At 67.6% G+C, this 12,394-nt stretch carries 12 protein-coding genes; 6 read left to right on the top strand and 6 right to left on the bottom strand.

The window, feature by feature from the left end:
- Nucleotides 1-31 precede the first annotated feature (31 nt).
- Nucleotides 32-571, top strand: a complete 540-nt coding sequence (locus ACSVC7_RS15530) for a L,D-transpeptidase family protein (protein ID WP_448205186.1) — start codon at nucleotides 32-34, stop codon at nucleotides 569-571.
- On the opposite strand, the gene ACSVC7_RS15525 is transcribed toward ACSVC7_RS15530, so the two are convergent.
- On the bottom strand, nucleotides 559-1,224 hold the full coding sequence (locus ACSVC7_RS15525; protein WP_448205187.1) for a YggS family pyridoxal phosphate-dependent enzyme: 666 nt from the start codon (nucleotides 1,222-1,224) through the stop codon (nucleotides 559-561). The genes ACSVC7_RS15530 and ACSVC7_RS15525 overlap by 13 nt on opposite strands.
- Before the next feature lie 223 nt (nucleotides 1,225-1,447).
- Here ACSVC7_RS15525 and ACSVC7_RS15520 point away from each other — a divergent pair, with 223 nt between their 5' ends.
- Nucleotides 1,448-2,011: a hypothetical protein gene (locus ACSVC7_RS15520; protein ID WP_483508398.1), complete on the top strand. Its 564-nt coding sequence runs from the start codon at nucleotides 1,448-1,450 to the stop codon at nucleotides 2,009-2,011.
- A gap of 123 nt (nucleotides 2,012-2,134) precedes the next feature.
- Here ACSVC7_RS15520 and ACSVC7_RS15515 read toward each other — a convergent pair whose 3' ends face one another.
- Nucleotides 2,135-3,304: a porin gene (locus ACSVC7_RS15515; protein WP_448205189.1), complete on the bottom strand. Its 1,170-nt coding sequence runs from the start codon at nucleotides 3,302-3,304 to the stop codon at nucleotides 2,135-2,137.
- A 300-nt stretch (nucleotides 3,305-3,604) separates the two neighbouring features.
- Entirely contained in the window at nucleotides 3,605-4,831 is a 1,227-nt protein-coding gene (locus ACSVC7_RS15510) for a porin (RefSeq protein WP_448205190.1), read from the bottom strand.
- Nucleotides 4,832-5,152: 321 nt separating this feature from the next.
- Here ACSVC7_RS15510 and ACSVC7_RS15505 point away from each other — a divergent pair, with 321 nt between their 5' ends.
- The 4 genes from ACSVC7_RS15505 (at nucleotide 5,153) to holA (ending at nucleotide 9,974) form a co-directional block, all read left to right on the top strand.
- Nucleotides 5,153-5,695: a DUF3576 domain-containing protein gene (locus ACSVC7_RS15505; protein WP_448205191.1), complete on the top strand. Its 543-nt coding sequence runs from the start codon at nucleotides 5,153-5,155 to the stop codon at nucleotides 5,693-5,695.
- Between the two features lie 90 nt (nucleotides 5,696-5,785).
- The gene (gene leuS, locus ACSVC7_RS15500) at nucleotides 5,786-8,356 is read left to right on the top strand and encodes a leucine--tRNA ligase (protein ID WP_448205192.1); all 2,571 of its coding nucleotides are present in this window, start codon (nucleotides 5,786-5,788) and stop codon (nucleotides 8,354-8,356) included.
- Complete coding sequence (lptE, locus tag ACSVC7_RS15495; protein WP_448205193.1) at nucleotides 8,343-8,900, top strand: LPS assembly lipoprotein LptE; 558 nt, start codon at nucleotides 8,343-8,345, stop codon at nucleotides 8,898-8,900. Before leuS ends, lptE begins: the two co-directional genes overlap by 14 nt.
- A gap of 51 nt (nucleotides 8,901-8,951) precedes the next feature.
- Nucleotides 8,952-9,974, top strand: a complete 1,023-nt coding sequence (gene holA / locus ACSVC7_RS15490; protein ID WP_448205194.1) for a DNA polymerase III subunit delta — start codon at nucleotides 8,952-8,954, stop codon at nucleotides 9,972-9,974.
- Between the two features lie 19 nt (nucleotides 9,975-9,993).
- Here the strand turns inward: holA and ACSVC7_RS15485 are convergent, their stop codons facing one another.
- From ACSVC7_RS15485 to ACSVC7_RS15475, 3 genes are read right to left on the bottom strand one after another with little or no spacing between them, the layout of a single operon-like run.
- Complete coding sequence (locus ACSVC7_RS15485; RefSeq protein ID WP_448205195.1) at nucleotides 9,994-10,656, bottom strand: class I SAM-dependent methyltransferase; 663 nt, start codon at nucleotides 10,654-10,656, stop codon at nucleotides 9,994-9,996.
- Between the two features lie 5 nt (nucleotides 10,657-10,661).
- Nucleotides 10,662-11,567 carry a ParB/RepB/Spo0J family partition protein gene (locus ACSVC7_RS15480; protein WP_448205294.1) on the bottom strand — a complete coding sequence of 302 codons (906 nt, stop codon included), beginning with the start codon at nucleotides 11,565-11,567 and terminating at the stop codon, nucleotides 10,662-10,664.
- Nucleotides 11,567-12,361 (bottom strand): ParA family protein, encoded by a 795-nt coding sequence (locus ACSVC7_RS15475; RefSeq protein WP_448205196.1) that lies wholly within the window; start codon nucleotides 12,359-12,361, stop codon nucleotides 11,567-11,569. The genes ACSVC7_RS15480 and ACSVC7_RS15475 overlap by 1 nt, the downstream gene beginning before the upstream one ends.
- Between the last annotated feature and the right edge of the window lie 33 nt (nucleotides 12,362-12,394).

Here is a 12,394-nt window from a genome sequence, read left to right as displayed (position 1 = left end):
AAGGGCGGGGCTTCACCCCCTGGAGATCCCCATGGACATCATCGTGCATCAGGACGCCGGGTCCGGCGGCCATCTGGATTTGGGCCTTCTGGAATGGCCGGGCGGGTCGTTCCGCTGCGCGCTCGGGCGCGGCGGCGTGCGGGCCGACAAGCGGGAAGGGGACGGCGCCACCCCGGTCGGCCGCTTCCCCCTGCGCCGCGTCCTGTGGCGTGCCGACCGTCTGGCGCGGCCGGAGACAGGCCTGCCCACCGCGCCCATCGCCTCCGACGACGGCTGGTGCGACGACCCGGCCGACCCCGCCTACAACCGCCCGGTCAAGCGTCCCTTCGCCGCCAGCCACGAAGAGCTGTGGCGCGCCGACGGCGTCTACGACGTGATCGTGGTGATGGGCCACAACGACGACCCGGTGGTGCCGGGGCAGGGCAGCGCCGTCTTCATGCACGTCGCCCGCCCGGATTGGGAGCCGACCGCCGGCTGCGTCGCGCTGCCCCTGCCGGACCTGCTGCGCCTGCTGAAGGACTGCGGGCCGGGCACCTTTCTGACGGTGCTGGACCCCGCTCAGACGGGATAAGGGCGCGCCCCGAAGATCGCCGTGCCGACGCGGACATGGGTGGCGCCGAAGCGGATGGCCGTCTCGAAGTCGCCGCTCATCCCCATGCTGACCTCTGGGAGGCCCAAGCGGCTGGCCATGTCGGCCAGCAGGGCGAAATGCATGGCCGGCTCCTCGTCCACCGGCGGGATGCACATCAGCCCGGTTACGGGCAGGTTCCAACGCCCCAAGCAGGCGGCCAGGAAGGCCTCGACCTCGTGCGGGGGGATGCCGGCCTTCTGCGGTTCCTCACCGGTGTTCACCTCGATCAGGCAGCGCGGGCGGCGGCCGGCCTTGGTCATCTCGCCGGCCAGGGCTTCGGCAAGCTTCGGGCGGTCCAGCGTCTGGATGACATCGAACAGGGCCACCGCCTCCTTGACCTTGTTGGTCTGAAGGGGGCCGATCAGATGCAGCTCCAGGTCCGGGAAACGCTCCCTCAGGGCGGGGAACTTGCCCTTGGCCTCCTGCACGCGGTTCTCGCCGAAGACGCGCTGTCCGGCCGCCAGAGCCTCCTCCACGGCCTCCGCAGGGTGGGTCTTGGAGACGGCCACCAGCGTCACCGCGCCCGAGTCGCGTCCGCAGGCCGTGCAGGTGTCGGCGATGGAGCGGCGCACCGCCTCCAGGCGAGCGGTCACGGTGTCGCCGGACCAATTGGCCCCAACGTGCGAAGCGGGTACGTGCGAAACAGTGTTGTGCGACGCGGTCATGGCGGCCCTCCCACTCACGGGTCCTTAAGTCCTTTGGTCCCGATCCGCAGGTCCGATGCGCGGATGCGACGGCGCGCGCCGGTGTACAGGGACCGGAGGGCGTGGTAACGGACAGACCCACGAAACGCAAGCACCCCGAGGAGAAGACCGCATGCGTGGCTGGACGCGCCCCATCATTCCGTCGGCGATGATCTTATCCGCCCTGATGCTGGCCGCCGGGCCTCTGACGTCGGGGGCCGCCATCGCGCAGGACGCCGGCAAGCCCCAGGCAACTCCACAGCAGACGGCTCCACAGCAGGCGGCCCCGCAGCAGGCCCCCGCGCCGCAACGGACGGCCGCCGGCTCCCCCCTGGCGCAGGTTCCCTTCACCGAGCAGCCCTTCCCCCTGCGCGACGGGGACGGCAGCTACAAGGAGTTCCTGAACAAGGTCGCAGCCGACGTCGGCCGGCGCTGCGGCAAGCAGGAAAATTATGGCTGGGAGTTCCGCAAGGGCGACCAGGAGAAGATGGACCGCATCTTCCAGGGCACCATGGACAACTTCTCCCAGGCCGGCTGGGCGGTGGGAGCGGCCAAGTCCCGCTCGATCCCGGATCCGGAAACGGCGGCCTATGTGGCGGACAAGGACAAGCGGCGCCTGCTGCTGATCTGGGTGCCGATGTCGGACGCGGCGCTTCTGCTGATGTGCGAGACGGAAGCCCCAGCACCGAAGAAATGACTCCGCCGAAGAAGTGATGCGCCGGTTCAGTTGAAAAAGTCCGGCTGAAATAGTCCGGCTGGAAACGAAAACGGCGGCGGAAAATTTCCGCCGCCGTTTCCTTTTGACCGTCCGCTGGCTGGATTAGAAGGCCAGGCGGGTGTCCAGCATGATGACGTGGGCGTGGTCGTCCAGGTTGGCGCCACCGGTCAGAGCCGGCGCAGCCTTGGAGTCATAGTTGACGTAGCTGTACTCCAGGCCCGTGGTCAGGCCCGGCGCCACGGTGTAGGTCACGCCGCCCTGCCAGATGTCGGCGCGGCCCGGCAGAACGCCGTTCACGTTGTCGTTGCCGCGGGAGTTGAGATAGTCCACGGCCAGGACGAACGGGCCGGTGGTGTACTGCGCACCGACGATCCAGACTTCCTGCTTCTCCTTGGCGGTCAGCGCCTTGTCGTAGCCGCTGTCGCCGCTGTAGGCGTAGCTGCCGCCGAACTTGAAGCCGGCGTAGCCGATGTTGGCGCCGGCGTGGACCGAGCTGAGATCCTTGAAGTCGGTCCCCGCGACGTTCACCGACTGGCCGAGCTGGTAGAAGGCGCTGGCCTCGACGGCGACGCTGCCGAACTCGTTCTTGTACAGGCCGCCGAACTCCACGACGTCCTGGAACACGCCATAGCCGCCGTTGTTCTTGCGGCGGTTGACCGACTGGTTCACGTCGCCGGTGCGCGGCATGTAGGACACGCCGGCCTGGAACCCGGAGAAGGTCGGGGTCAGGTAGATGATCTTCGTGCCGGCATCGCCCGAGGCGAAGGCGCGGAAGTTGTTCGTCGTGCTCGGCAGCAGGTCGAGCAGGGCGTTGCCGTTAACGGTGTTCGCGCCGTTCAGGAAATAGACGGTGTTGTTGTCCGGACCGCCGGCGATGCCCTCGACGTTCGGGCCGATGATGCCGTACTCGTCCGACAGGCCGTTGATCACGCCGGCCTGGATGGTGCCGAAGCCGCCGTTGGCGAAGATGAAGGCGCGGTCGCCGGTCACGCCGGTGCCGGTCTGCGTCGCAGCGCCGTTGCCGGTGCGGATACGGACGCGGCCGCCATACTCCAGACCGTTGTCGGCCTTGGCGGTCGGGGTGACGACCAGGCGGTAGCGGTTGGAGAATTCGGTCGAACGCAGGCCGGCGTCGTTCTTCTGGTCAACGTAGGCGCCCTGGAAGAAGGCATCGCCACCGATAACCACGTCGAACTTGGATTGGGCCGACGCCGTGCCGCAGCCGGCGGCGAGGGCAAGAGCGGCGCAGCCGATGACGAGAGAACGCTTCATGGATGATCCATCCTTTTGACAGGCGACCCCGAGGAGGGGCTAGGCGGTTGTGCTTCCCAAATGCGAGTTAACCTGCGCGAGGGTGCCGCAGCAAGCGCCTTTGCGTCGTCATTCAGCGGTCGTGTCACACCGTTGCATCCGGAACACACCTCTAAGTGGCTGAAACAATTGGATGATGTTGCTATGCTGCAAAATTAACACATTCCGTGCCCACATTTAAGGCGAACTGCCTGGAAATAGGGCACAAAAAAAAGGGCGGTGGCCGAAGCCACCGCCCCTCTTCTCGCGAACGATCTTGGCTTAGAACGCCAGGACCGAACGGACCAGGAACACCGAGCCCTTGTCGTCCGGCGAACCGAGCGTGGCCGTCGGGGTCTTGTCGCTGTTGGCGTCGAAGTAGTCGTACTGAGCCTGCAGGGTCAGGCCCGGGGCGACGGTGTAGCCGGCGCCGACTTCGATGACGCTCAGACGGCGGCTGCCCGGCAGAGCCATGTCGCCCGGATCCACGCCGTACTTGTAGTTGGCGCCGACAACGATCGGGCCAGTGGTGTACTGCACGCCGGCGACCCAGTTGTAGGTGCGCTCGCCGAACTGGCCGGAAATGCGGTTCTGGCCCGACTTGCCGAAGTCGGTGTAGCTGCCGCCAACGGCGAAGCCGGCGTAGCCGACCTGCGCGCCGACCTGCCAGGCGTTCAGATCGCGGTAGCTCTGGACCGGGACCGAAGCGGTGGTGGTGCCGACGGCGTCACCCCAGAAGTAGCCGGCGCTGCCCTGAACCTTGAAGCCGCCGAAGGTGTTGCTGTAGTTCGCACCAACTTCGACCAGGTCCTGCCAAGTGCTGGTGAAGCCCGAGGTGGCCGTGCCCAGCTTAACGCGGTTGACGTCCTGGTTCACGCTGTCGTTGCGCGGGGTGTAGCTGGCGCCCAGCTGCAGACCGGCGAAGCGCGGCGAGAAGTAAACGATCTTGGTGCCGTTGCCTTCCGGCGTCAGCGACGGCCACACGATGCTGTCGCCGCCGTTGATGCCCATCACGACGCCGCCGTTGACGTCCGCGCCGGAGTAGCGGCCGTTGACGACGGCCTGCTGCGGGTAGTTGCTCTGCGAAGCGCCGATCCAGTTGACCACGCGGTCAAACAGGGACAGCGGCAGGTAGTCCATCGGGGCCGTGGTGTAGGTCTCGTCGTTGAACGAGTTGGTCACACCGAGGCGGACCTGACCGAAGGTGCCCTGCGCGAAGATGTAGGCGCGGTCGCCCGACACGCCGGTGTTGGTGCCGGCGGCGCGGATGCGCACGCGGCCGCCGTACTCCAGACCGTTGTCGGCCTTGGCGGTCGGGATGATGTTGACGCGGAAGCGGTTCTGGAACTCGGTCGAACGCAGGCCGGTGTTCAGATCCTGGTCGACGTAACCAGCTTCGAAGTAGGCGTCGCCGCCGACCTTGACTTCAAACTTGGCCTGGGCGTTGGCCGCGCCGGCGCCGAGCGCCAGAGCAGCGGCGGCGCAGCCCGCCAGCAGATAACGATTCATGATTGTTGCCTCCATCCTGGCAGCAGAATTTTCAGCCGGATTAACTTCCTGGCTTGGACTGTCGTACGCACATGGACGAGAGCCAGCAAGCCGGAAATCGCGAAAATGCAGCTTTGATGGAACAGTGTGTCCGACGGATCACACCGCCAAGCGGCGGAAAAGCAGGCTCCGGCAAGCGATGGAGGCCGGCCGCGAACCCGTCGTGCATGGCTGGAAGGGCGCATCGCCTGTTGCCGTTGACGGGTATTTATGGTCTTTTCACCGGCACCCGCCGCACGTCCGTGCGCGGTACCCCGATTTTATTGACCCAGGTTCCCGACCATGCGCCGTTCCCGTGCCCTTCGCCTCACCCCCGTCGTGATCGCGGCTACGCTCGCCCTCGCCGGCTGCTCCAGCTGGGGCGGCAAGACCGAGACGATGGACGAGCAGATGCGGAACAAGGATTACAAGTTCGGCAGCCTGCTGGGCACCGAAGGCGGCATCAACCTGTTCGGCAAGAACAAGCGCAACGGCGCCGACCAGGGCGACCCGAACGGCATCGGCGTCAACAGCTTCCTGTGGCGGGCTTCGCTGGACACGCTGTCCTTCATGCCGATCGTCTCGGCCGACCCCTTCGGCGGCGTGATCCTGACCGACTGGTACTCCCCGCCGGACGCGCCGAACGAGCGCTTCAAGGTGAACCTCTACATCATGGACCGCCAGCTCCGCGCCGACGGCGTGCGCGTGTCGGTGTTCAAGCAGCAGCGCGCCGGCGCCGACTGGCGCGACATCCCGGTCGGTCCGGAGACCGCCAGCACGCTGGAGGACGCGGTGCTGACCCGCGCCCGGCAGCTTCGCGTGGCCCAGGCCGCCGCGTCGCGCTGACGCCGGCCTCTGCCCGGCGGCGCCTGTCGGTCCGCCGCCGGCGCCTTATCTGATAGAGCCTTCGAAACACACCAAACGGCGTCTGCGGTCATGTCGCGTTACAATGTCAAGGAAACCGAGGCGAAGTGGCAGGGCGTGTGGGAGCGGCAGGGCTGCTTCACCGCGCGCGAGGACGCCTCGCGGTCGAAATATTACGTGCTGGAGATGTTCCCCTATCCGTCGGGGCGCATCCACATGGGCCACGTCCGCAACTACACCATCGGCGACGTGATCGCGCGCTACAAGCGCGCGCGGGGCTTCAACGTCCTGCACCCGATGGGCTGGGACGCCTTCGGCCTGCCGGCGGAAAACGCGGCGCTGGAGAAGAAGGTCCACCCCGCCAAGTGGACGCGCGAGAACATCGCGACCATGCGCGGGCAGCTGAAGACGATGGGCCTGTCCATCGACTGGGACCGCGAGGTCGCCACCTGCGACGTGGAGTATTACCGCCACGAGCAGAAGATGTTCCTGGATTTCCTGAAGGAAGGCCTGGCCTACCGCAAGGAGTCCTGGGTGAACTGGGACCCGGTGGACAACACCGTGCTGGCCAACGAGCAGGTGATCGACGGCCGCGGCTGGCGCACCGGCGCGCTGGTGGAAAAGCGCAAGCTGTCGCAGTGGTTCCTGAAGATCACCGCCTTCGCCGAGGAGCTGCTGCAAGGCCTGGAGACGCTGGACCGCTGGCCGGAACGCGTCCGCCTGATGCAGGAGAACTGGATCGGCAAGTCGACCGGCGTGCGCTTCCGCTTCGACGTGAAGGGCCGCGAGGACAAGCTGGAGGTCTTCACGACGAGGCCCGACACGCTGTTCGGCGCCTCTTTCGCCGCCATCTCCGCCAACCACCCGCTGGCCGCCGAACTCGCCGCGACCAACCCGGCCCTGGCCGAGTTCATCGCCGAGTGCAACCGCCTGGGCACCAGCGAGGAGGCGATCGAGACCGCGGAGAAGAAGGGCTTCGACACCGGCCTGCGCGTCGTGCACCCCTTCGACCCGGATTGGGAGCTGCCGGTCTTCGTGGCCAACTTCGTGCTGATGGAATACGGCACGGGCGCCATCTTCGGCTGCCCGGCGCATGATCAGCGCGACCTGGACTTCGCCCGCAAGTACGGCCTGCCGGTCACGCCGGTGGTCATCCCGGCCGACGCCGACCCGGCGACCTTCACCGTCGGCGACGAGGCCTACACAGGCCCCGGCCTGCTGCGCAACTCGCGCTTCCTCGACGGGCTGGAGGTTGAGCCGGCCAAGCAGGAGGTCGGCAAGCGGCTGGAAGAGAAGGGGCAGGGCGAGCGCACCACCCAGTACCGCCTGCGCGACTGGGGCGTGTCCCGCCAACGCTACTGGGGCTGCCCGATCCCGGTCATCCACTGCGAGAGCTGCGGCATCGTCCCGGTGCCTGAGAAGGATCTGCCGGTCGTGCTGCCGGAGGACGTGACCTTCGACAAGCCGGGCAACCCGCTGGACCACCACCCGACCTGGAAGCACACGACCTGCCCGACCTGCGGCAAGCCGGCGGTGCGCGAGACGGACACCTTCGACACCTTCATCGAGTCGAGCTGGTATTTCGCCCGCTTCTGCTCGCCCAAGGTCGAGGATCAGGCCTTCACGCGCGAGGCGGTGGACTACTGGCTGGCGGTCGACCAGTACATCGGCGGCATCGAGCATGCCGTGCTGCACCTGCTCTATTCCCGCTTCTGGACGCGGGCGCTGAAGCAGTGCGGCTACCTGAACGTGGAGGAGCCCTTCGCCGGCCTCTTCACCCAGGGCATGGTCAACCACGAGACCTACAAGGACGCCGCCTCCGGCGCCTGGCTGGCCCCGACCGACATCCAGAAGAACGACACGGGCAATTACGTCCGCACCGACAACGGCGGCGCCGTCACCGTCGGCCGCGTCGAGAAGATGTCCAAGTCCAAGAAGAACGTGGTGGACCCGGCGCACATCATCGGCACCTACGGCGCCGACGCCGCCCGCCTGTTCATGCTGTCCGACAGCCCGCCGGAACGCGACCTGGAATGGACCGAGGCCGGCATCGACGGCGCGTGGCGCTACATCAACCGCTTGTGGCGCATGGTCACCGAGGCTCCGGTGGAGCTGCCGCCCCCCGGCGCACCGAAGCCGGACGCATTCGGCGAGAAGGCCGAGGCGACCCGCCGTCTCGTCCACAAGGCCATCGCCGGCATCTCGGAAGACCTGGAGAAGTTCCGCTTCAACAAGGCCGTGGCCCGTGTGCGCGAGCTGTCCAACGCTCTGGCCGAGCTGGATGGGAAAGGCGCCGGTGAGGGCTGGGTCCTTCGCGAGGGCTTCGAGGCCATCATCCGTCTGATCGGCCCGATGATGCCGCACCTGGGCGAGGAGCTGTGGGCGCAGCTGGGCCACAGCACGCTGCTGGTGGACCAGCCCTGGCCGGAGGCCGACCCGTCGCTGGTGGTGGAGGACGCCGTCACCGTCGCGGTGCAGGTCAACGGCAAGCTGCGGGCTACGCTGGAGCTGCCGCGCGACATGGCCAAGGACGCCGCCGAACAGGCTGCCCTGGCCGACGCGAACGTCCAGCGCGCCTTGGAGGGCAAGCCCGTGCGCAAGGTCATCGTCGTCCCGAACCGGGTGATCAATGTCGTCGTCTGACCGGCCCCGCCTGACGCGGATGAGCGTGAAGGGAATGAACCGGCGGGGGCTTCTGGCCCTCGCCGCCCTGGCCCCGGTGGTCCTGGGGACCTCCGCCTGCGGCTTCCACCCCCTTTATGCCGGCAAGGGCGCCGACACCGTCTCCGCCAAGCTGCAGGAGGTGGATATCGGGCCGATCGCCGACCGCTACGGCCAGCAGCTCCGCAACCTGCTGATCGACCGTTTCTACAAGGACGGGCGCCCCGCCAACACGCGCTACCAGCTGTACACCAGCCTGACCGCCTCGGAACAGAAGCTGGCGCTGCAGAAGGACGCCACCGCGACCCGCGCCCAGCTCGTCGTGTACGCGCCCTACCGGCTGGTCGAGGCCAGCACGGGCCGCGTGGTGCTGCAGGCCAACGCGCGGTCCTACGTCAGCTACAGCGTCCTGGAGCAGCAGTACGCCGGCCTCGCCACGGTGGACAACGCCTACGACCGCGCCCTGCTGGAGATTTCCAACGACATCACGACCCGCGTCGGGATGTTTCTTGGCAAGGAGCCGTGACGGCCTGACCACCGTCACGCAGCCCATCACGCAAGGAGGGGCGGTTTCCCGGTGAAGCTGCAACCGAGGGCGATCGACGGCTTTCTGCGCAGCCCCGACCCGAAAATCCGCGCGGTCCTGTTCTACGGCCCCGACGCCGGCCTCGTGCGCGACCGGGCGATGACGGTCGGCCGCACGGTCGTGCCGGATCTCTCCGATCCCTTCCGCGTCACCGAAATGCTTGGCCGTGCGGTGGCCGAGGATCCCGCGCGCCTTGCGGACGAGGCGGCGGCCATGTCCCTCATCGGCGGACGGCGCCTGATCCGTGTGCGCGAGGCGGAAGACAACGCCACCGCCGCCTTCACCACCTTCCTGGCCGACCCGCCGCCGGGCGACAGCCTCGTGGTGGTCGAGGCCGGCGACCTCGCCAACCGGTCCAAGCTGCGCACCCTGTTCGAGGGTGCCGACCACGCCGTCGCCATCCCCTGCTACGTCGAGGAGGAGGCCTCGCTCGGCCGCGTGATCGCCGACATTCTGCACGGCCACGGGCTGACCGCTGACCCCGACGCCTTGGCCTTCCTGGCCGGCAACCTCGTGGGCGATCGCATGGTGGCGCGCGGGGAGGTGGAGAAGCTGGCGCTCTACATGGGCGCGGAAAAGCGCGTCCGGCTGGAAGACGCGCAGGCCTGCGTCGGCGACAGCGCCGCGCTCTCCCTGGACGAGCCGATCTGGGCGGCGGCCGACGGCGACTTCCCGACGCTCGACCGCTCGTTGGCGCGGCTGTTCGCGGAGGGCATAGCCCCGGTGGCGATCCTGCGCACCGCCCAGCGCCATTTCCAGCGCCTGCAACTGGTCGCGGGCGCCGTCGCCGCCGGCAAGTCCGTGGACGCCGCCGTGGAGTCCCTGCGCCCGCCGGTGTTCTTCAAGATGAAGCCGCGCCTGACATCCCAGGCCCGGAAGTGGCCGGCGCCGTTGGTGCGTCAGGCCCTGGAACGGCTGGTCGAGGCCGAGGCCGACTGCAAGCGCACCAACATGCCCGACCAGACCATCTGCGCGCGCGTTCTGTTCCAGCTCGCTTCGCTGGCGCGGCGGTAGGGCAGGGGATCAGGACGGTTCAGTCCGCAAAGGCCCGAAACACGGCGACGCATCCCACCAGTGCTATGTCATGGCGCGGGAAGCGTTTCGCCAATTCGCCGTCGAGCACCTCGACCGTGTCATCCCGGTTCGAAAAGATGCCCTTGGCGTTGTAGATGTCCATCAGCTTCTGCGCCGCCGCGCTGCGCGGGGCGGAGCCCTGGACGATGGTGGCGCCGAACAGCACGCCACCCCGGTTCATCAGCGGCCGCAGATGGTCGAAGGCGACCGCTTTTTCCGCCATGCTGCCCGGGACGCAGTGCAGCAAATACATCAGGCCCACCGAGTCGAATCCCGGATTGTCGAAGCGGATCGGCTCCAGAACATTGCGGCGGAAGGTCTCCGGGCGGTAGCGCGCAACGCGGCGGGCCGCGAAGGCGAGGCTGTTCCCGTTCAGGTCCATCAACGCCAGCCGCGGTTCCGGGTCCGGAAAGCGGCAGTGGTCGAGATACCAACCGGTGCCCACACCGACGTCCAGATGGTTGCCGGTGACGTTGGCGTCGTAGAGGTCCAGCAGACGCGCCGTCGGGCACTTCCACAGGCGGTGGTTCGAAAAGCCGAGGACCAGCGCGTCGTACACCCACTTCAGGATCCAGCCCTTGTAGGCCGCCTGCCCGGCTTGAACGGCGTCCGCGCTGACCATCGCGCTTACTCCCCGCCGCCGAGCCGCCGCAGCACGTCGTCGAGCTGGTCGAGCGTCTGGTAATGGATGCTGATGGTGCCGCCTTTACCCTGGGGACTGATGGCGACCTTCAGCCCGATCCGGGCCGAGATCTCCTCCTCCAGGTTCACCAGATCGACGTCCTTCAGGGTCGGGTCGGCGGCCGGGCTGCGGCTCGGCTTTTTCGCGGCGGGCGCACCGCCACGCATCAGGTCTTCGGTCTGGCGCACGTTGAGGCCGCGCTTGACCACCTCGCGCGCGACCGACACGGGATCCGGCGCGGTCAGCAGGGCGCGAGCGTGACCGGCGGTGAGCGCGCCTTCCTGCACCATGCCCTTGACCGGATCCGGCAGGGCCAGCAGGCGCATCATATTGGCGACGTGGCTGCGGCTCTTACCAACGGCACGGGCCAAGTCTTCCTGCGTGTGTTCGAACTCCTCCATCAGGCGCTTGTAGCCCTCCGCCTCTTCAAGCGGGGTCAGGTCCTGACGCTGGATATTCTCGATCAGCGCGATTTCGAGCGCTTCGCGGTCCGACAGGTCGCGGATGACGACCGGCACCTCGTGCAGGCCGGCAATCTGCGCCGCGCGCCAGCGGCGTTCGCCGGCGATCAGCTCGTAGGTGGTGGTCGAGTCCGGATCGCGCCGGACCAGCAGCGGCTGGAGGATGCCCTTGTCGCGAATCGATTCGACGAGACCCTGGAGCGCCTCGTCGTCGAAGTTCCGGCGCGGCTGGTACTTGCCGGGGTGGATGAACTCAATGGGCAGCTGCTTGGACTGTCGCACCTTGTCGAGCGCCGAATAGTCCTCCTCCGCCTCACCGAACAGGGCGGACAGGCCGCGGCCCAGGCTGGCGCGGCGGGCACCGCCGTCGGTACGCTTGGTCTCCTCCATCACGCGCTCAGCCTCTTTTCACGGCGCAGCACTTCGCCGGCCAGGTGGATGTAAGCCTGCGAACCGGGGCAGCGCATGTCGTAGATCAGCACCGGCTTGCCATGGGACGGCGCCTCCGACACCTTCACGTTCCGGGGGATGACGGTGTCGTAGACCTTCTCCCCAAAGAAGCCGCGGACGTCGGCCGCCACCATGTCGGACAAGTTGTTGCGCTTGTCGAACATGGTGAGCACAACACCATGTATGTCGAGGTCCGGGTTGAAGCTGCGCTTCACCCGTTCGATCGTCCGCACGAGGTGGCTGAGACCCTCCAGCGCGTAGAACTCGCACTGCAGCGGCACCATGACGGCGTGCGACGCGACCAGCGCGTTCAGCGTCAGCAGGCCGAGCGCCGGCGGGCAGTCGATCAGCACGTAGTCGTATTCCAGCGCGCTCTTGTCCACGGCCTCGCGCAGCCGGAACTCGCGGCGGTCGGCGGCGACCAGTTCGATCTCCGCACCCGACAGATCCACCGAGGAGGTGATGATCGACAGGTTCGGCACGGTGGAGATCACCGCGGCCTCTTCCAGCGCCATGCCGTCGAACAGCACGTCGTAGATGCCGACGCGGCGGTCGGCGCGCGGGATGCCGAGGCCGGTGGAGGCGTTGCCCTGGGGATCGAGGTCGATCACCAGCACGCGCTTGCCGATGGCGGCAAGCGCGGTCGCCAGATTGATCGTCGTCGTGGTCTTGCCCACGCCACCCTTTTGGTTGGCGATGGCAATGACGCGGGCAGCGGACAGGGCGGCGGGCATGGCAGCCTCTCGGGAAGCCTCGGAGCGGGAATG

The sequence above is a fragment of the Azospirillum mesophilum genome (assembly GCF_053470405.2).
Note: the sequence above shows the minus strand (reverse complement) of the source record. Positions and strands in the feature narration are given on the sequence as shown.

Coding starts and splice junctions, on each gene's coding strand:
- ACSVC7_RS15485 (WP_448205195.1), bottom strand. CDS start 10,656: ATGGTCAGCGCGGACGCCGTTCAAGCCGGGCAGGCGGCCTACAAGGGC.
- ACSVC7_RS15475 (WP_448205196.1), bottom strand. CDS start 12,361: ATGCCCGCCGCCCTGTCCGCTGCCCGCGTCATTGCCATCGCCAACCAA.
- ACSVC7_RS15520 (WP_483508398.1), top strand. CDS start 1,448: ATGCGTGGCTGGACGCGCCCCATCATTCCGTCGGCGATGATCTTATCC.
- ACSVC7_RS15515 (WP_448205189.1), bottom strand. CDS start 3,304: ATGAAGCGTTCTCTCGTCATCGGCTGCGCCGCTCTTGCCCTCGCCGCC.
- ACSVC7_RS15530 (WP_448205186.1), top strand. CDS start 32: ATGGACATCATCGTGCATCAGGACGCCGGGTCCGGCGGCCATCTGGAT.
- leuS (WP_448205192.1), top strand. CDS start 5,786: ATGTCGCGTTACAATGTCAAGGAAACCGAGGCGAAGTGGCAGGGCGTG.
- lptE (WP_448205193.1), top strand. CDS start 8,343: ATGTCGTCGTCTGACCGGCCCCGCCTGACGCGGATGAGCGTGAAGGGA.
- ACSVC7_RS15505 (WP_448205191.1), top strand. CDS start 5,153: ATGCGCCGTTCCCGTGCCCTTCGCCTCACCCCCGTCGTGATCGCGGCT.
- ACSVC7_RS15480 (WP_448205294.1), bottom strand. CDS start 11,567: ATGGAGGAGACCAAGCGTACCGACGGCGGTGCCCGCCGCGCCAGCCTG.
- ACSVC7_RS15510 (WP_448205190.1), bottom strand. CDS start 4,831: ATGAATCGTTATCTGCTGGCGGGCTGCGCCGCCGCTGCTCTGGCGCTC.